Origin of the sequence: Paenisporosarcina sp. FSL H8-0542, assembly GCF_038632915.1 — a bacterium.
GTDB lineage: Bacteria > Bacillota > Bacilli > Bacillales_A > Planococcaceae > Paenisporosarcina.
Map to the genome: position 1 here is coordinate 2360072 of NZ_CP152050.1, position 16301 is coordinate 2376372.

The window sequence follows — 16301 nt, forward strand, 5'->3', positions numbered from 1 at the left end:
CTAGCAAAAAAACTCAAACACATGTTGAGTTTGAGTTTTTTACTTATTTCTCTGTATAAGCATCGTGCAATACAGATAATTCTTTTTCAAGTGTCGAAAGAAGCAACTTTCCTTCTTCACGCTCAATAAGCCCTAATTTTACAGCGAAATCAATTTCTTTAGATAGACCATACATTTGGGTATCCAAGACTTCTTCGTAAAGTGGGCATTGCGGCATCGTCAAATGGTCCATTTGAACCTTAATTAATTTTGCTATTTTTTCTGCATCAGCTTTTAATAAATCCATAGCTTTCTGCTGGTACGATTGCTGAGATTTAGTATCCATGAGGACGCCCCCATCACCTAATATAGTCTTAATAAAGTGTATCTTTCTAGTGACAAAAATGCAAGTATCGCTTCCACAGTGAATCTTTCCGAACTTAATTCTTTTTTACCTATAGTCAAAGCGTTATACTAGTAGAAGAAACGCAGCTTGCAAGGGGGCACCAATAGAATGGAAACGATAATACCTATTAAAGGGAATGTGAAATTCAAAATAACTTTAGACCCAGGTGTATGGATTTTTGATGATCGACGCATTGACTTAAAAACGTTTTTTACGGAACAGCAACTCGAAAAAAACGAGTTGGATGAATACACAAAAAAAATGTCAGCTCATTGGTCACGTGAAATCATGGAAGGTGCAACCTATCCTCCAACGTTGAAAACCGAGAAGAAATACGAGAAGACAAAAATCCTGACAGGAACTTTTGGTATTTACTTAAAACATTTTCTAAAAAATGCTGAAGTAAATAAAAACGCAAAATCAGTAGTTATTGAAACTGAGAGTGGTGAAGAACATTCTTTCACCTTAGAACAAGCAGATTCACTGATTTTCAAGTATAGCCAGGATGGCAAGCCTTTAAATGAGGATGGCCCTGTTTATGTCCTTCTTGCAGATGGATCCAACTTGGAAAATCCCATCAAGCATGTTCAAGCAGTACGAGTAGATTAGGAGGTCGTTTCGATGCGTGTAAAATGTGTCATTTGTGATACCATCAACCAATTGCCTGATGATTCACCACAAGCAAAAAAATTGCGCAATCGACCGATTCATACGTATATGTGTGATCCCTGCCACGAGCGTATAGAAGAAAAAACGCAAGCTAGATTGGCAACTGGTGACTTTGTTTTTTATAAAAGCTCACGCAGAATTGAAGAAGATTTCTAATGATCACCGTCCCCCCCGTTTCGTCAATTCTCTTTACATTGGCATATTTAGCGGGATATTATTGGGACTTTTAATGAAGTTCATTCAATCAGTAACGAATATAAATGTCTATACTTTATTACTGAATGTTGACTTCATTCCATTTATCGGTGAAGTACATTTGCCTGAAACGATTGAATTCTTGTTTCATGTACTCATCTCTATTGTCATAGCGTTTGTCTTTGTTGGACTTGCGGATCGGTTGCATGTAGAAGATAGTCTTCCAAAACTATGGTTACTCAGTTTTTTCCTTTGTTTACCGACCTTTGGCTTATATTTTCTGCTAAGTGAACTTGCTATTAAAGACGTCCCTGAATGGGATGATTGGCATTCTTTTGCGTATTGGACTCTCGGACATTTGTTTTATGTTTGGATACTTCCCATGTTATATAAAAAAAAGAGAAGCACTAGCTTGCGCTAGCGCTTCTCTTTTTTTCATTATGCAAACGAATTTTATACAAAATTAATATCATTGCGGCGATAACTAATCCTTCTACTATTGGCAGGAAGAAAGCTAAAAAAGTAAGCATGATACATCCGATTAACAAGAATAAGTAAATCACGATGTTTTGACCAACTCTTAATTTTTTGGCAAATCCTAATTTGTATACTACCGCGGATAGCAAGAAGATGACAAGGTACAAAGCGTACCCTGCCACATCGTAGTTGGGAAGGATTTCATAAAGGAAACGCGCAACTGGGTACATATTGTCATAGACAAATTGCTGTTCTTCCAAGATTTCTCAACCTCTTTCCATACGATTAATTATTTTCTGCCGTTTTAGCTTTTTTCGTTACACGTTCACGTTCGTTTTTATCAAGAACTTTTTTACGTAAACGAATTGATTGAGGTGTGATTTCACAGTACTCATCATCGTTTAGGTATTCAAGTGATTCTTCCAACGTCATGATACGTGGTTTTTTACGTGTAGTTGTCGCTTCTTTGTTTGCAGAACGGATGTTATTGGCAGCTTTCATTTTCGTAATATTAACAGTTAAGTCATTATCACGAGTATGTTCTCCAACAATCATACCCTCATAAATATCAGTACCTGGTTCAACGAAAATTGTACCGCGGTCTTCAATTCCTAGAATTCCGTACTCAGATGCTTGTCCTGTAGCCATTGCAACAAGAACACCTTTACTACGTCCACCTACGCGACCTTTTTGCATTGGTTGGTAGCTATCGAATGTGTGGTTGATGATTCCGTATCCACGAGTTAACGTCATGAATTCAGTTGTGTAACCAATTAATCCGCGAGCAGGAACCATAAAGATCAAGCGTACTTGACCAGAACCATTGTTGACCATATCAAGCATTTCGCCTTTACGTTCACCCATTGATTCAATAATTGAACCAACATGCTCTTCTGGGACATCAATTTGTACGCGTTCAACCGGCTCACAACGAACACCATCGATAACACGAACGATAACTTCTGGTTTAGAAACTTGTAATTCGAAACCTTCACGACGCATGTTTTCAATCAGGATTGATAAATGTAATTCCCCACGACCAGATACAACCCATGCATCAGGAGAGTCAGTTGGATCTACGCGAAGAGATACGTCTGTTTCAAGTTGAGATTGAAGACGCTCATCAATTTTACGAGATGTTACCCATTTACCTTCACGTCCAGCAAATGGACTGTTGTTCACTAGGAACGTCATTTGAAGAGTTGGCTCATCAATACGTAAAATTGGCAATGCTTCAGGATGCTCAGTAGGACAAACCGTCTCACCAACGTTAATGTCTTCCATACCAGAAACGGCAATCAGATCACCAGCAGAAGCCTTTTGGATTTCCACACGTTTCAGACCCATGAAACCAAACATTTTAGTAACACGGAAGTTTTTCATTTTACCGTCAAGCTTCATTAGTGAAACTTGTTGTCCAACTTCCATCGTTCCACGGAATACACGACCGATACCGATACGGCCAACATAATCGTTGTAGTCAAGAAGAGATACTTGGAATTGAAGAGGCTCTTCTTTGTTATCTACTGGAGATGGGATGTGTTCGATGATTGCATCATAAAGTACTTGCATGTTTTCATCTTGCTCTGCAGCAACTGAAGAAAGACTTGCAGTACCGTTCATACCTGATGCGAAAATAACAGGGAATTCCAATTGATCGTCGTTTGCTTCCAATTCAATGAAAAGTTCAAGAACTTCGTCCACTACTTCTTCAGGACGAGCAAAGTCACGGTCAATTTTGTTTACAACTACGATTGGTTGCAAGTTTTGTTCCAAAGCTTTTTTCAATACGAAACGAGTTTGTGGCATACAACCTTCATAAGCATCCACAACAAGTAGAACACCGTCTACCATTTTCATGATACGTTCAACTTCTCCACCAAAGTCAGCGTGTCCAGGTGTATCAAGAATGTTGATTTTCACATCTTTATATTGAATCGCTGTGTTTTTAGCAAGAATCGTAATACCGCGTTCGCGCTCGATATCACCTGAATCCATTGCACGCTCGTCCACATGTTCATTTGAACGGAAAGTACCGGATTGTTTTAATAATTGGTCAACTAAAGTTGTTTTACCATGGTCAACGTGGGCAATAATTGCAATGTTTCTTAAGTCTTGACGTAAATTAGTCATTGTTTCACTCCATATTCTTTTTTCGAGTCCTTAACTGTGTTATTATAGCACATGTTGTAACTATTTGTCTGATTTAGAATTGTAAGAATATTATCGCTTTTGTGGAGGGTACTTTGTGAAAAATATTAAATGGGTATTTGTACTATATTCCCTATTAGCTTTATTATCGATGTTTGCAATTGGAATATCTGTTGGTTTACGCAGTGTAATCGGTATATTCGCCAGTATTGCAATATTGATCTTTGTTATGGGATTCGGTTTTAAGACCAAAAAGAAAATGCGTGACGAAGGAACATTATAAAAACACTACGTTGCAAATAATATTTAAAGGAAGGAAGGAATGGATTTACACCTTTCCTTCCTTTTTATTTGGCTATTTTAAGCAATGCTCCTAAATGCATTTTATTAAATAACCTTTATTTAAGCGTAATATAATTCTCAATTAATGAATCGTGCAAACTTTGTCGTGCAACAATAAATGTATCTTGTCCTAAAAACTTTAACGGTTGTCCTTTTAAATTAGTGGCAATCGCGCCAACTTCTTCGGCAATGACAACCCCTCCCGCAACATCCCACGGTGAAAGTCTCATGGACATGTAAGCATCAATACGTCCCGTGGAAACATATGCAAGTTCCAGCGCTGCAGACCCATATGAACGGATTCCGCGTACATCTTTGACCAATCGTATAAGACCTTCATTGTCAACATGACGATTCGGTACTACCCAACTAGCATTCATTCCAATAATTGCTTTGGAAATCGTAGTGGCTTCCAACATTGGAATCGGTTCATCATTTAAATAAGCTCCATGTCCTTTTTGTGCACTGTATAATTCGTCATGCATGACATCATATATGTAACCGAAAAGTCCGATGCCATCTTTATAAATCCCTAATGATATGGCAAAATTCCGTTGTTGATGAATAAAATTCATCGTTCCGTCTATAGGATCCAACATCCATACGTAGCCTTCCAATGATTGAAGGGCATCACCGAAACCTTCTTCCCCTAAAATAGAGTGGCCTGCGTAATCTTTTCGGATATGCTGAATGAAAAATTGTTCGATTTCTTTATCCATATTGGTTACCAAATCATTGGCATCCACTTTAGATTCTATAACCAATTCATTGGTCAATGAGTGGCGAATCTTTCTGCCTGCTTCTTTTATTAATGCTTTTGCATAGCGATCGAGTTGTTGAAGTTCCAATGGATTAGCCGCCTTTCCAAATCATTCTCTTTCAATTATAAACAAAAAAAGACCTGATGTCAGAAATAGACGATCAGGTCTGCTTACGTATAAGGACTGGTTATTTCACTAATGTAAAGCATGGAGAGCCTTCAGTTGCTTATGAATTTCGCCAAGCCTTACTTTGCTCTTGTCGATTTCCGCATGATTTTTTTCTTGCATCGCATCGTACAAAGAGGCAAGTTCATAGTCAAGCTCTAATTTTAATCCGAGAATCATTTTTTTCTCAACATCCTCTTTACGAATGATGTGGACAACTTGTTTCATGTCTTACACCCCTTTTCTTTTATCTAAATATTCAGAATGTTTTTTATACAATATGGCACGAAGTTGGTTTTGTCAACTTCAAAAAGCTTACTTACAAGATTTTTTCCCATTTTTTGATTAAACTAAACATACGAAGTACGAAAGGTGGAAAAAAAGATGAAATATAAGTGGGAAAGTGAAGATTTTGAGGTCTTTCAGATAGAAGGATTAGAACATCGTATGCAAGCTTTAATTGAAAAAGTCCGACCAAAGTTCGAAGCATTCGGTCATACATATGCATCATTCTTTTCAAGTAAAACGGGCGATGAATTCTATCCGCATGTCGCTAAACACGCCAGACGATCCGTTAATCCGCCCAAGGATTCATGGGTGGCATTCGCACCATATAAACGCGGTTATAAAGCTCTTCCCCATTTTCAAATCGGTTTATGGGGGACCCATGCATTCATTATCTTGGCTGTCATTTATGAAGCACCCGATAAAGTACAAATAGCCGAGAGATTATTGAAAAAGAAAAGTTTATTTAAAAAACTACCTCAGGACTTTATCATTTCCGGCGACCACATGTCGCCAGAAGCAATACAACTCAAAGGTGCTCATAAAGAACAATTGCCCTCACTGTTGACGAGGTTGCATGATGTCAAAAAAGCTGAGTTTTTAGTCGGCCGCCATCTGCCTAGCGAAAAGGCAATTGAAATGTCAGCAGAAGAATTTGCTTCATTTGCAGAAGAAACGTTCGAAGCATTACTACCAATTTATCATGTGATGGTTAAAAAATAACTTAACATATTTACAAGTGTCCTTATGCGGCTAGCTCGTATAGATAATAATCAATAGGATGATAGTTTAACAGAGCCTATAATAAATGAGGGAATCGGTTCCCTTTCCGCGGACGAACAGACAAGCCTCCTCGGACCAACAGGATGTTGGCCACAAAGGCGTTGCGTACGATAAACAACAGAATACTACGAGTAAATAAAGGAATAGGGGATTATTTCCCTGTTCCTTTTATAATGGCGCCTTTAGTTGTCTCTTTCATTTTTTTGATGATTGGATAACAAATATATCCGCTTTCTTTTTCGAATTCTCTAAAGTAGGTTTTCTCTTCTGCCATTGAAGGAACCACGTCTTTGAATCGTCTATATTTTTCCATCAATACTTCTCGGTTTACACCTTGTTCATATGCGTATTCTATGACTTCAAAAAATTGAACAACGGCAATAATCTCTTCCGTCGACCAATCTTTTGAAAATGGATATGAAAAACTCATGTTTTTTTCACCCTTTCTTTAATTCCATTTTACGCGGAAGTCTTCCGCTTGTGAAATCATTCTAGAAATTAGTTGTTCCACAGATGGGACATCATCAATTAATCCGGCTACTTGTCCAGCCCAACCAAACCCATGTGAAGCATCACCTTTATAAATATATTGTTTGTTTGCTTCGCCACTAATATACTCTCTTAAAGCCTCGTAAGTAGGAGTCACAGCTTCGATGTCACGAATTTTTTCCGTCCACGGATTGATCAATGCGCGTGCAGGAGCGCCTATCGAGCGTTTGATAACAGTCGTGCCAGTTTCAGAACTATTTACTAATGCTTGCTTATAAACGTCTGAGGCATGTACGCATTCTTTGGTCGCAATGAACCGAGTACCCATTTCGATTCCTTCAGCTCCTAGAGCAAGTGCAGCCATTAAACCTCTGCCATCCCCTATTCCACCTGAGGCGATGACAGGAATGGACACAGCATCCACAACACGCGGTACAAGCACCATTGTTCCAACGTCATCGCGGCCCAAATGCCCTCCACCTTCCTGGCCCACAACCATTACAGCATCAGCACCGAGTTCTTCTGCTTTTTGTGCTTGTCTTGTAGCAGCAACTAGCACGAGTTTTTTTATATCAGTTCCTTTTAGTTGATCAAAAATCGGTGTCGGATTCCCTCCAGTCATTGACACGACAGGTACCTTCTCCTCTATGGCAACTTCAAGCATATGCGAAAACGGTCGTCCCTGATCACCAATTGCAAAGTTTACACCGAATGGCTGATCGGTCATTGTTCGTACTTTATGTATTTCTTTTCTAAGTGCCTCTGGTGATTCCAGGCTCATTGCCGTTATCTGACCAAGGCCGCCAGCATTCGAAACAGCTGCTGCCAAATCTGCATAGGCAAGGTAGGCAAGTCCACCTTGAATGATTGGATATTTAATATGTAATAAGTCCGTAATCCGTGTTTGCCAGTTCATTTTTCAATTCCCCCTAAATAATTAATTGTATTATATTCGATTTTATTGTCGAAATTCCTCTAATATTTATGGTCATCTGCAGTTCTAAATGCTATAATTCACTTGTTTTTCATTTTCAATCGGTGTTCAGGACTTCTTGGATGCTGTCATTAAGAAAGTTGAGGTGGTACGACCATTGTCTCAGTTAGAAACCCCTTTATTTGATGCCTTGCTGAAGCATCGCAACCGACATCCTATTCAATTTCACATTCCCGGTCATAAAAAAGGAAATGGTGTTGATCCTGCTTTTCGTGAATTCGTAGGCGATAATATTCTTTCCATAGACTTAATTAATATTGCTCCACTTGATGATTTGCATTCACCAAAAGGTGCGATTAAAAAAGCTCAGGAATTAGCTTCCGAAGCTTTTGGTGCCGACTTTACATTTTTCTCTGTGCAAGGAACCAGTGGTGCCATCATGACGATGATTTTAAGTGTTGTCGGTCCTGGCGATAAAATTCTGGTACCACGCAATGTTCACAAATCCATCATGTCTGCAATTGTCTTTGCAGGTGCAATTCCAGTATTCATCCACCCAGAAGTGGATCCAGAACTTGGCATTTCACACGGAATATCTGCTGAATCGGTTGAAAAAGCTTTGGGTGCTCATCCAGATGCAAAAGCTGTACTTGTGATCAACCCAACTTATTTCGGCATTGCTGCTGATTTGGCACGCATTGTAGAAATATCCCACAGTCGTAATATTCCGGTATTGGTGGATGAAGCACATGGTGTCCACATCCATTTCCATGAATCTTTGCCCGTCTCAGCGATGGCTGCCGGTGCGGATATGGCAGCTACTTCCGTACACAAACTGGGCGGTTCTATGACACAAAGCTCAGTCTTGAATGTTCGGGAAGGTTTAGTTTCACCTAAGCGTGTTCAATCCATTTTGTCCATGCTAACTACAACTTCTACATCGTATCCGATCTTGGCTTCTCTTGATACTGCTAGACGCCAATTAGCTATTCATGGTCATGACTTATTAACAACGACTATTCGATTGGCAAAAGATACACGAAAGCGAATCAATCAAATTCCAAACCTACGATGTGTGGGCGAAGAAATTTTGCGCACTTCTGCAACATACGATATGGATCCTACTAAATTATTAATCAGTGTCAAAAATTTAGGGATTACAGGTCATCAAGCCGAAGAATGGTTGCGAGAGAAAGCAAACATTGAAGTTGAATTATCCGATTTATATAATATACTCTGCATCGTGACGATTGCAGATTCCAAAAAAGAAGTGAACTTGCTTGTCAATGCTCTTCAGCGCATGTCCCAATCATTCGAAGATGAAGCTGAAATCGTGGAAGCTTTTGTAACCATGCCAGATATTCCACGTTTAGCCATGACGCCTCGAGATGCCTTTTATGCAACAACTGAAGTTGTACCGTTTGCAGAATCTGTAGGACGTATTTCCGCTGAATTTATTATGGTATATCCACCTGGTATCCCTATTTTCATTCCAGGGGAAATTATTACGGAAGATAATATCGCCTATATTCATATGAATATCGAAGCGGGCTTACCAGTTCAAGGTCCTGAAGACGACGAATTGAAGTTGATTCGTGTCATTAAAGAACATAAAGCTTTCTATTAATGCAACAAGGCTGAGACTCCTCTGAATAGGAGCGCTCAGCCTTTTCTTAATTGAAGGTCATTATTGCCCTGTTACACCTTGAATTGTCGCAGGATCAATCATGCCGTATCCTTTTGCACGTAAACCTTCCACAATCCCACCAAGGGCTTCTGCGGTCCATACTCGATCGTGCATTAATAAGTTCGCACCGTTCGTCAAATACTCCGTGTTGACCATTATATCTTTCAAAGCATTGGCATCCTGATATTTTGATTCCCAGTCGTAGCCGTATGTCCAATTCATCAAAAGCATGCCTTGTTCTTTTACCAAAGCTTTACTGAAATCAGTGTTTGATCCGAATGGGGCCCTGAAGAACTTAGGTTTCTCCCCGATAATAGCTTCGATAGTTTCACTTACTTGCATGATTTCTGCACGCTGTTCTTCTTCAGTGAGTTTTTTCAAATCTGCATGCGTTTGCGTATGATTTCCAATAGCAAAGCCCATGTTATGTATTTCTTTTAATACCGCTTTCTTTTCATCACTATCCAAAAAGTGTCCATTCACAAAGAAAATGGCAGGTGCATTCAAAGATTTCAATGTTTTTGCCATTTCAAGTGAACGCTTGTCTGGTGCGTCATCAATGGTCAAAAGTACAACTTTGGAAGGCGCATTAGCAATTGGTTTGAACGACCAATTGGCTTCATTCAATGTATAGAGCGGTTTTGCTGGTGCAGTTTCTTCCTCAGAAACTTCTGCTTCATTTGCTTCATTAACTTCTTCAGTACCTTTATCATCATCAACTTCTTCATCGACTTCCTGTTGTGTCGGCGCTGAGGTAGGTGTCTTCGTTTCTACGTCACCACATGCTGCCAACATTAATACTAATAAACTCATACTCATTAATTTTGTGTATTTCATGATGTATCACCGTGACCCTTTCAATTGTAATTTTAGCATGTTTTCCCACTATCTTTCCATAAACGACAAAAAAAGCCGTACAGGTTGCCCTGTACGACTCTAGTATTACCTTATTTCGTAATGATATGAATTGGGTGACCCATTACTACTTCAGCAGCTTCCATTGAGATTTCGCCCAATGTTGGATGTGCATGAATAGTCATAGCAATGTCTTCTACCGTCATACCGGCTTCAATTGCCAAACCAAGTTCAGCAATCATATCAGAAGCGCCCTGTCCGACAATTTGAGCACCTAACAACAAGCCATCAGATTTACGTGAAACAAGCTTCACGAAACCGTCTGTTGCGTTCAATGCCAAAGCACGACCGTTAGCACCGAATGGGAATTTCCCAGCCGTTACTTCAAAGCCTTCTTTTTTAGCTTGTTCTTCATTTAAACCAACTGTTGCAAGTTCAGGATCTGTGAAACATACAGCAGGGATTGCTAAATAATCCACTACAGAAGTTTGCCCAGCGATAACTTCAGCTGCCACTTTACCTTCATAAGAAGCTTTGTGTGCAAGTTGAGGTCCTGAAACTACGTCTCCAATTGCAAAAATGTTTTCGATGTTTGTACGAACTTGCTTGTCAACTTCGATCAAGCCGCGTTCGCCCATTTTAAGGCCGATTTCTTCAAGACCCATTTCATCCGTGTTTGGACGACGGCCAACTGTTACCAATACATAATCAGCTTCGACTTTTTTCTCTTCTCCGCCCGCTTCGTACGTAACTGTTACGCCTGAATCTGATTCTTCAACGCCTTTTGCTGATGCTTTTACAACAACATTGACACCTTTTTTCTTCAAGCCTTTTTTAACGATTTGAGTCATTTGTTTTTCGAAACCAGCTAAAATATCGCCGCCACCTTCAATGATTGTTACTTCAGAACCTAGGTTTGCAAAAGCAGTTCCTAATTCAGTTCCGATATAACCGCCACCGATAACGACTAATTTACCAGGGATCTCTTCAAGAGCTAAAGCGCTTGTTGAACTTAATACACGTTTAGAGAACTTGAATGATGGAATCTCAACTGGACGTGAGCCAGTTGCAATAATCGCATGTTTAAATTTATAAGTTTGTGCTGAGTTTTCGTCCATTACACGAACTGTGTTTGTATCAACAAAGTAAGCTTCGCCGCGAACGATTTCAACTTTATTACCTTTTAATAAACCTTCAACGCCACCAGTTAATTTCTTAACGACACTGTCTTTGAAAGCTTGCGCTTTAGAAAAGTCTATTGTTACTTCAGAAGCCGTAATACCCATGTCATCTGAATGTTTTGCTTGTTCAAAACGGTGACCGACTGAAATTAACGCCTTAGATGGGATACAACCAACGTTTAAACAAACGCCGCCTAAGTGTTCTTTTTCAACGATCGTTACTTTTTGACCAGTTTGTGCAGCACGGATGGCTGCAACATATCCGCCAGGGCCTGAGCCGATGACGAGCGTATCTGTTTCGATTGGGAAATCTCCTACTACCATGTTTTTACGCCTCCATTAATAAAAGTTCTGGATTGCTAAGCAAACGCTTAATGTTATTTAATGCGTGCTGAGCAGTCGCACCGTCGATCATGCGATGATCAAAGCTCAATGATAATGCTAACACAGGAGCGGCTACAATTTCACCATTTTTTATGACAGGTTTCTCTGCAATACGACCAATTCCTAGAATTGCAACTTCAGGATGATTGATAACTGGCGTGAACCATTGTCCACCAGCAGAGCCAATATTCGTGATTGAACAAGAAGCACCTTTCATTTCAGAAGGTGATAATTTTCCATCGCGAGCTTTACCTGCAAGTGTGTTGATTTCATCTGAAATCGCAAATACTGATTTACGGTCTGCATGTTTGATGACTGGTACTAACAAGCCTTTTTCAGTATCCGCTGCAATTCCGATATTGAAGTAATGTTTTTGAATGATTTCGCCAGCTTCGTCATCAAGTGAACGATTGAAGTCTGGGAACTCACGCAATGTGCTTACCAACGCTTTAACTACGTATGGTAAATACGTTAATTTCACATTCTTCTCAGCCGCTAAATCTTTGAATTTCTTACGATGTGCAACAAGTTCAGTTACATCTACTTCATCCATTAATGTAACGTGTGGAGCAGTATGTTTCGAGTGAACCATTGCTTTAGCAATTGCTTTACGGATTCCTGACATCTTCTCACGTGTTTCAGGGAATTCGCCTTCTAAAGCTGGAGCTGCAGGTTTCGCTACTTTTTCAGTGCTTGTTGTTTCTTCATTTGCAACAACTTCATCTTGTGGAGTTGCTTCAGAAGTTTGCCCACCATTCATATATGCTTCAATATCTTCTTTCATCACACGGCCGTTTTTACCTGAACCGTTGACTTGAGAAATTTCAACATCGTTATCTCGTGCAAATTTACGTACTGATGGCATCGCAATTACACGACCATTTGGATCTTTTTCAGCCTTAGGAGCTGCTTCTGTTTTAGGTGCAGCTTTCGTTGGTTCTGCAGATGCTTTTTCAGAAGCTCGATCTTTCGCTACAGCTTGTCCAGCTTCAGCAGTTGCTTGAACCTGAGATTCTGTTTTTTCTTCTGCTTTCGGTTCGTCTTCGTGATCACCTTTAAACTGAAGATCTTCATAGCCAGGTGCGTCGATGCGAATCAAGACTTGGCCTACAGTCGCTACTGTACTCTCTTCAATCAGCACTTCCTCCACTTTTCCTGCTACAGGAGAAGGGATTTCAACGACTGCTTTATCGTTTTGAACTTCACATAAAATATCATCTTCGCCAATGGTGTCGCCTGCTTTGACAAACCATTTCACTATTTCGCCTTCGTGTATACCTTCACCGATATCCGGTAATCGAAATTCAAATGCCACAAAATTCACCCTTTCAGTTGTGAGTGTCTATCATCTTCAATTCAAAAGACGGTCAAGAAATTCTATGTGCTAACTTGTACCGACTTTTTGAACTTCTTATTAGAATGTAAGTACTTTTTTTGCTGTTAGTACAATATCCTTCGAGTTTGGTAACCAAACTGATTCCGCTTGAGCGAATGGGAAGATTGTATCAGGTGCAAATACTCGTAATACTGGCGCTTCTAGACTTAAGATTGCACGTTCGTTAATTTCAGCTACAACGTTAGCAGCAATACCTGCTTGTTTTTGTGCTTCTTGAACGACAACCGCTCGACCTGTTTTTTCAACAGATGCAATGATTGTTTCAATATCCAAAGGTTGCACAGTACGTAAATCGATGACTTCTACTGAGTAGTTTTCTTTTTCAAGTTCTTCTGCAGCTTTCAAGCTATCGTGTACCATTGCACCATAAGCAATAATTGTTAAGTCTGTACCTTCACGTTTTACTTCCGCTTTACCCAAAGGAATTGTGTATTCTTCTTCAGGTACTTCTTCACGGAATGAACGGTATAATTTCATGTGCTCCAAGAAAATAACTGGGTCATTATCACGGATTGCAGAAATTAATAATCCTTTTGCATCGTAAGGAGAAGATGGAATAACTACTTTCAAACCAGGTTGAGAAGCAACTAGACCCTCTAAGCTGTCAGCATGCATTTCAGGAGTATGAACGCCTCCACCAAATGGAGATCGGATAGTTACCGGCGCATTGTATTTGCCTCCACTGCGGAAACGCATACGAGCCAATTGACCACTGATTGAATCCATTACTTCATAAACGAAACCGAAGAATTGGATTTCCGGTACTGGACGGAAGCCTTCAAGTGAAAGACCAACCGCTAAGCCACCGATTCCTGATTCAGCAAGAGGTGTATCAAATACACGGTCTTCACCGAATTCTTTTTGTAAACCTTCAGTTGCACGGAATACACCGCCGTTATTTCCAACGTCTTCACCGAAGACGAGGACGTTTTCATCATTCTTTAGCTCTGTACGGAGTGCATCCGTAATTGCTTGAATCATCGTCATTTGTGCCATCGGTTACTTCGACTCCTTCTCTTTGTAAAGTTCATATTGTTCTTTTAAGTGATATGGCATTTCTACGTTTGGATCATACATAATTTCCATTAGATCCGTCACTTTTTGTTTCGGAGCAGCATCAGCTGTTTTAATGGCATCTTTGATTTCTTCTTTAGCTTGTTCGATCACTTCATTTTCTTTTTCTTCATTCCAAAGATCTTTTGCTTCTAAATAAGCACGGAATCGAACTAATGGATCTTTCTTTTCCCACTCTGAATCCGTATCAGATGTACGGTAACGTGTCGGGTCATCCCCAGCCATCGTATGTGGTCCATAACGGTAACATAATGTTTCAATTAATGTTGGGCCTTCACCATTTACTGCACGTTCACGAGCGTCGCGTGTTGCAACATAAACTGCCAATGGATCCATTCCATCAACTAGGATACTTGGAATACCTGCTGCAATCCCTTTTTGAGCGATTGTTTTAGCAGCAGTTTGCAATTCACGTGGAGTTGAGATTGCATATTGGTTATTTTGAACAATGAATATAGCTGGAGAGCGGAAAGCACCTGCAAAGTTAATACCTTCGTAGAAGTCACCTTGCGAAGAACCACCGTCACCTGTATAAGTCACAGCAACTGATTTTTTCCCGCGTTTTTGCATACCAAGAGCAACACCTGCAGCTTGGATGATTTGAGCACCAATAATGATTTGTGGTGGGAATACTTTCACGTTTTCAGGAATCTGATTCCCCATGAAGTGTCCTCTTGAGAATAGGAACGCTTGTGAAAGTGGCAATCCGTGCCAGATCATTTGAGGTACATCGCGGTACCCTGGTAGGATGAAATCTTCTTTTTCAAGAGCATAATGAGAAGCTAATTGAGAAGCTTCTTGTCCAGCTGTTGGTGCATAGAAACCTAAACGACCTTGTCTGTTTAAAGAAATAGAACGTTGGTCAAGAATACGTGTATACACCATGCGGCGCATTAACTCGACTAATTCATCATCTGATAAATTTGGATCTGCGTCTTTGTTAACAATTTCGCCTTCTTCATTCAAAATCTGAAACATTTCAAATTTTTCTTCGATCGCTTGAAGTGTTTCTACTGGTCCTAATTGCTTGGCATTTTTTGCAGCCATGTTAACACCTCTCCTTAAGTAACTGTATTAAAGCAAGTATAAAAATTGAGTGATACAATGTTCATTCTTTCCTAGTATACTCAACTTTATTTTCGTGGTCAATCATTGGAAACTCTAGTGAAATATGAACTTACCAATGACGGACTATTCACATTCCTTAAATCTGTACTAGTACAAATGAAACTCTGTATTATAAAACTGAATCAACTGTAAACCTCTATATCGCACAAAAAAACGACCTCAGCTCGAGGTCGTTTTACTTTTCTTCTTGTAATGAGTCATATACAGACTCTTTCTGTTCATTTATTTTTTTTGTTGCATCATTGAAAGCATTAATCGCTGATTGAACAAGTTCGTTTTGCACATTGACTTTCGTTACATGTTCCTGAAGTTCTTCTTGTTGAGTTTCTTCATTCGCTAGCATTTCATATAAATCACTTTGTAAGTCAGTTAATTTTTGATATTCATCACTTACGACATCATGTGCTTCATATCGCGCATCCATTGTAGCTTGTAATTCAGATACCGAAGATTTGATTTGATCTTCTTTTGCCTCTTCTACTATTTTATCTAATGAAGAAAGTGATTCTTGGGCGCCTTTAATCGAATCATTCTCTTCTTTTAATAGAGTTAATCTTTCAGTTAATGATAATTTCATCTCTTCAACTTTTGCACCGACTTTTTCTTTCTGTTCTTGAGTAAGTTCCATCGTTTGGTTAAAAGTCAGTTGTTCTTTCTTTTCTAATTCAGCCAATTTTGCTTGTGCGTCACGATATCCTTGTTCTTCTTCATATATTTTAGTTAATGAATCGGATAATTGCTGCTCAACAGATGTTCCGATTGAACATGCAGAGAGTAATAGTGAAGTAGACAAAACGGTACCAATTACAATTTTTTTCATTTCATAACCTCCCAAATCTTTTTTTACTATAGACCTTCAAGTGAAAAATTTCAACTTCACTAAATTCGTCATTTTCGTTTGCACAAGGGCTAACCTTCGCTATACTAATTAAAGACTGAAAGTAGGAAAGGAAGACCACG

General features: G+C 39.4%; 19 protein-coding genes. 6 read left to right on the forward strand and 13 right to left on the reverse strand.

Annotated elements, in window-relative coordinates:
• Nucleotides 1-43: 43 nt before the first annotated feature.
• Nucleotides 44-325 carry a YlaN family protein gene (locus MHH33_RS12170; protein WP_016427814.1) on the reverse strand — a complete coding sequence of 94 codons (282 nt, stop codon included), beginning with the start codon at nt 323-325 and terminating at the stop codon, nt 44-46.
• 168 nt (nt 326-493) lie between these two features.
• Here MHH33_RS12170 and MHH33_RS12175 point away from each other — a divergent pair, with 168 nt between their 5' ends.
• The 3 genes from MHH33_RS12175 to MHH33_RS12185 are packed head-to-tail and all read left to right on the forward strand — an operon-like array spanning nt 494 to nt 1670.
• On the forward strand, nt 494-994 hold the full coding sequence (locus tag MHH33_RS12175) for a peptidyl-prolyl cis-trans isomerase (RefSeq protein WP_342541857.1): 501 nt from the start codon (nt 494-496) through the stop codon (nt 992-994).
• A 12-nt stretch (nt 995-1006) separates the two neighbouring features.
• Nucleotides 1007-1210: a YlaI family protein gene (locus tag MHH33_RS12180; RefSeq protein WP_016427816.1), complete on the forward strand. Its 204-nt coding sequence runs from the start codon at nt 1007-1009 to the stop codon at nt 1208-1210.
• On the forward strand, nt 1194-1670 hold the full coding sequence (locus MHH33_RS12185) for a hypothetical protein (protein WP_342541858.1): 477 nt from the start codon (nt 1194-1196) through the stop codon (nt 1668-1670). Before MHH33_RS12180 ends, MHH33_RS12185 begins: the two co-directional genes overlap by 17 nt.
• On the opposite strand, the gene MHH33_RS12190 is transcribed toward MHH33_RS12185, so the two are convergent.
• Together MHH33_RS12190 and typA are read right to left on the reverse strand one after the other, a co-directional pair.
• On the reverse strand, nt 1657-1986 hold the full coding sequence (locus tag MHH33_RS12190; protein ID WP_016427818.1) for a YlaH-like family protein: 330 nt from the start codon (nt 1984-1986) through the stop codon (nt 1657-1659). The two genes, MHH33_RS12185 and MHH33_RS12190, sit on opposite strands and share 14 nt — an antisense overlap.
• A gap of 25 nt (nt 1987-2011) precedes the next feature.
• Complete coding sequence (gene typA / locus MHH33_RS12195) at nt 2012-3859, reverse strand: translational GTPase TypA (protein ID WP_016427819.1); 1848 nt, start codon at nt 3857-3859, stop codon at nt 2012-2014.
• 115 nt (nt 3860-3974) lie between these two features.
• On the opposite strand from typA, the gene MHH33_RS12200 reads away from it, so the two are divergent.
• Nucleotides 3975-4160: a YlaF family protein gene (locus MHH33_RS12200; RefSeq protein WP_016427820.1), complete on the forward strand. Its 186-nt coding sequence runs from the start codon at nt 3975-3977 to the stop codon at nt 4158-4160.
• 115 nt (nt 4161-4275) lie between these two features.
• Here the strand turns inward: MHH33_RS12200 and MHH33_RS12205 are convergent, their stop codons facing one another.
• Both MHH33_RS12205 and MHH33_RS12210 read right to left on the reverse strand, forming a co-directional pair.
• Nucleotides 4276-5067 carry an inositol monophosphatase family protein gene (locus MHH33_RS12205; protein ID WP_016427821.1) on the reverse strand — a complete coding sequence of 264 codons (792 nt, stop codon included), beginning with the start codon at nt 5065-5067 and terminating at the stop codon, nt 4276-4278.
• Between the two features lie 108 nt (nt 5068-5175).
• Nucleotides 5176-5373: a hypothetical protein gene (locus tag MHH33_RS12210; protein WP_342541859.1), complete on the reverse strand. Its 198-nt coding sequence runs from the start codon at nt 5371-5373 to the stop codon at nt 5176-5178.
• 156 nt (nt 5374-5529) lie between these two features.
• Between MHH33_RS12210 and MHH33_RS12215 the strand changes: the two genes are divergently transcribed.
• Nucleotides 5530-6153, forward strand: coding sequence for a DUF1054 domain-containing protein (locus tag MHH33_RS12215; RefSeq protein WP_016427823.1), 624 nt, complete (start codon nt 5530-5532; stop codon nt 6151-6153).
• 211 nt (nt 6154-6364) lie between these two features.
• Here the strand turns inward: MHH33_RS12215 and MHH33_RS12220 are convergent, their stop codons facing one another.
• Entirely contained in the window at nt 6365-6643 is a 279-nt protein-coding gene (locus tag MHH33_RS12220; protein ID WP_016427824.1) for a UPF0223 family protein, read from the reverse strand.
• Nucleotides 6644-6661: 18 nt separating this feature from the next.
• Nucleotides 6662-7618: a nitronate monooxygenase family protein gene (locus tag MHH33_RS12225; RefSeq protein WP_342541860.1), complete on the reverse strand. Its 957-nt coding sequence runs from the start codon at nt 7616-7618 to the stop codon at nt 6662-6664.
• Between the two features lie 175 nt (nt 7619-7793).
• Between MHH33_RS12225 and MHH33_RS12230 the strand changes: the two genes are divergently transcribed.
• Entirely contained in the window at nt 7794-9263 is a 1470-nt protein-coding gene (locus MHH33_RS12230) for an aminotransferase class I/II-fold pyridoxal phosphate-dependent enzyme (RefSeq protein WP_036659763.1), read from the forward strand.
• A 60-nt stretch (nt 9264-9323) separates the two neighbouring features.
• Here MHH33_RS12230 and MHH33_RS12235 read toward each other — a convergent pair whose 3' ends face one another.
• The 6 genes from MHH33_RS12235 to MHH33_RS12260 form a co-directional block, all read right to left on the reverse strand.
• Entirely contained in the window at nt 9324-10160 is an 837-nt protein-coding gene (locus MHH33_RS12235) for a polysaccharide deacetylase family protein (RefSeq protein ID WP_342541861.1), read from the reverse strand.
• A 110-nt stretch (nt 10161-10270) separates the two neighbouring features.
• Nucleotides 10271-11683 carry a dihydrolipoyl dehydrogenase gene (gene lpdA, locus MHH33_RS12240; RefSeq protein WP_016427828.1) on the reverse strand — a complete coding sequence of 471 codons (1413 nt, stop codon included), beginning with the start codon at nt 11681-11683 and terminating at the stop codon, nt 10271-10273.
• Nucleotides 11684-11687: 4 nt separating this feature from the next.
• Nucleotides 11688-13058, reverse strand: coding sequence for a dihydrolipoamide acetyltransferase family protein (locus MHH33_RS12245; protein WP_342541862.1), 1371 nt, complete (start codon nt 13056-13058; stop codon nt 11688-11690).
• A 99-nt stretch (nt 13059-13157) separates the two neighbouring features.
• On the reverse strand, nt 13158-14135 hold the full coding sequence (locus tag MHH33_RS12250) for an alpha-ketoacid dehydrogenase subunit beta (protein WP_016427830.1): 978 nt from the start codon (nt 14133-14135) through the stop codon (nt 13158-13160).
• A gap of 3 nt (nt 14136-14138) precedes the next feature.
• Nucleotides 14139-15260 carry a pyruvate dehydrogenase (acetyl-transferring) E1 component subunit alpha gene (gene pdhA, locus MHH33_RS12255; RefSeq protein ID WP_342541863.1) on the reverse strand — a complete coding sequence of 374 codons (1122 nt, stop codon included), beginning with the start codon at nt 15258-15260 and terminating at the stop codon, nt 14139-14141.
• Between the two features lie 256 nt (nt 15261-15516).
• On the reverse strand, nt 15517-16161 hold the full coding sequence (locus MHH33_RS12260; RefSeq protein WP_342541864.1) for a YkyA family protein: 645 nt from the start codon (nt 16159-16161) through the stop codon (nt 15517-15519).
• Nucleotides 16162-16301: the final 140 nt, after the last annotated feature.

Bases quoted from the DNA above. Each gene is read 5' to 3' on its own strand.
- MHH33_RS12260 (WP_342541864.1), bottom strand. From the start codon at position 16,161: ATGAAAAAAATTGTAATTGGTACCGTTTTGTCTACTTCACTATTACTC.
- MHH33_RS12180 (WP_016427816.1), top strand. From the start codon at position 1,007: ATGCGTGTAAAATGTGTCATTTGTGATACCATCAACCAATTGCCTGAT.
- MHH33_RS12220 (WP_016427824.1), bottom strand. From the start codon at position 6,643: ATGAGTTTTTCATATCCATTTTCAAAAGATTGGTCGACGGAAGAGATT.
- lpdA (WP_016427828.1), bottom strand. From the start codon at position 11,683: ATGGTAGTAGGAGATTTCCCAATCGAAACAGATACGCTCGTCATCGGC.
- pdhA (WP_342541863.1), bottom strand. From the start codon at position 15,260: ATGGCTGCAAAAAATGCCAAGCAATTAGGACCAGTAGAAACACTTCAA.
- MHH33_RS12170 (WP_016427814.1), bottom strand. From the start codon at position 325: ATGGATACTAAATCTCAGCAATCGTACCAGCAGAAAGCTATGGATTTA.
- MHH33_RS12235 (WP_342541861.1), bottom strand. From the start codon at position 10,160: ATGAAATACACAAAATTAATGAGTATGAGTTTATTAGTATTAATGTTG.
- MHH33_RS12215 (WP_016427823.1), top strand. From the start codon at position 5,530: ATGAAATATAAGTGGGAAAGTGAAGATTTTGAGGTCTTTCAGATAGAA.
- MHH33_RS12250 (WP_016427830.1), bottom strand. From the start codon at position 14,135: ATGGCACAAATGACGATGATTCAAGCAATTACGGATGCACTCCGTACA.
- typA (WP_016427819.1), bottom strand. From the start codon at position 3,859: ATGACTAATTTACGTCAAGACTTAAGAAACATTGCAATTATTGCCCAC.
- MHH33_RS12225 (WP_342541860.1), bottom strand. From the start codon at position 7,618: ATGAACTGGCAAACACGGATTACGGACTTATTACATATTAAATATCCA.
- MHH33_RS12175 (WP_342541857.1), top strand. From the start codon at position 494: ATGGAAACGATAATACCTATTAAAGGGAATGTGAAATTCAAAATAACT.
- MHH33_RS12210 (WP_342541859.1), bottom strand. From the start codon at position 5,373: ATGAAACAAGTTGTCCACATCATTCGTAAAGAGGATGTTGAGAAAAAA.